Here is a 1,207-nt window from a genome sequence, read left to right as displayed (position 1 = left end):
GAGAGCAAAAAAACAACAACGGTGAGCTTTAGAATTGAAGATGATCTCAAAGATAAACTTCAAATCATTGCTGAACGAGAAAATAAAACTATCACCAACAAAGCACGTGAAATCCTCGCTGAATCACTCCATCTTTCACCGAGAAAAACGCTCACAGAACGTTTACAGGATGATGTCACCCGTATTGACCAAGAACTGCGCCACAACCTCCGAAAATGGAACTTAGAAGTCAATCATCAACTCAGCACGCTTAACGCCAGTCAAAAACTTCTGAATGATTTCAGTGAACGATACTCACATTTAAGGCAAGAACTGGATGATGAAAAAAAACGACATCAAAAAACACAACAAAAGCTGACTCGCTGGACGATAACCTTTTTCCTAACCGTTCTACTCAGTAATGCACTTATCATCACATTAATTTTATTTTTTAGGTGATCGGGATGGAAAAAAAAGAATTAGAGAGACTCGAAAAACATATCGCCGATGCTATCAGACAATCGGGGATCAAACCTGTAAGAGAATCGCTCAATAAAACTATTTTTTTACTGACCTTTGGTGGACTCAAAAGTATGCAAAAAGTGTTTGATGAAGCATTTGATGAAATCACCGAAGCCAGAAAATACCGATCATGGCAACGCATAACGGATTGTTTAAATGAGCATACAACCCATAATTTAAGCGTGCTTACCGTAAAAACTATGTACAAACGCGCCAAGAAAAAACGGTATGAACCTACCTAAATCAGCATCAGATGCACTTCCGCTTCCTCGATGAAAAATAAATTTTCATCTTGCGACAAGCGTTGTAGCTTGAATTCATGGGATTTATCAGGCTACAGATATAACAGAGCCCCGTGACAGGGTCATGGGGCTCTGTTACTCTAAATCTTGCACATACGTTGCTAAGACTTCGATATAGACAATCCAATCTTAGCAATGGGAAGCTAGCTTGTCACTACTTCCTTAAAACCATTCAAAGACATTAACTCAAATGCACCACTTGATTGACTCGGACTTAGCCCGGTCTCCGAAAGGATAAACAGGCAAATTGTGGTAGTAAAACGTACCGGAAAACGAAATTCCGGCTCTGCCTCCGAATCACGCTGCGGTATCGAAAGATTACAGTGCGTACCTGATAAGAGCACCAATCAACGGACTAGGGATTTCTTGGATTGCACCGTCGAAAGAAGCCCAACCTAACCAGA

Annotated in this window: 2 protein-coding genes; both read left to right on the top strand. The window is 40.6% G+C overall.

The window, feature by feature from the left end; genetic code table 11:
- A partial coding sequence (locus FTV43_RS15635) for a hypothetical protein (protein ID WP_179995853.1) occupies window positions 1-438 on the top strand: 438 nt, incomplete at its 5' end.
- Window positions 439-443: 5 nt separating this feature from the next.
- Entirely contained in the window at window positions 444-743 is a 300-nt protein-coding gene (locus tag FTV43_RS15630) for a hypothetical protein (protein WP_179991848.1), read from the top strand.
- The last annotated feature ends 464 nt before the right edge of the window (window positions 744-1,207 follow it).

This window comes from Acinetobacter sp. YH16053, assembly GCF_013417035.1.
Lineage (GTDB): Bacteria > Pseudomonadota > Gammaproteobacteria > Pseudomonadales > Moraxellaceae > Acinetobacter > Acinetobacter towneri.
This window is presented reverse-complemented; position numbering and strand designations above follow the sequence as displayed.

What these genes read in the sequence shown, in the direction of transcription:
- FTV43_RS15630 (WP_179991848.1), top strand. Translation starts at nt 444, where the DNA reads ATGGAAAAAAAAGAATTAGAGAGACTCGAAAAACATATCGCCGATGCT.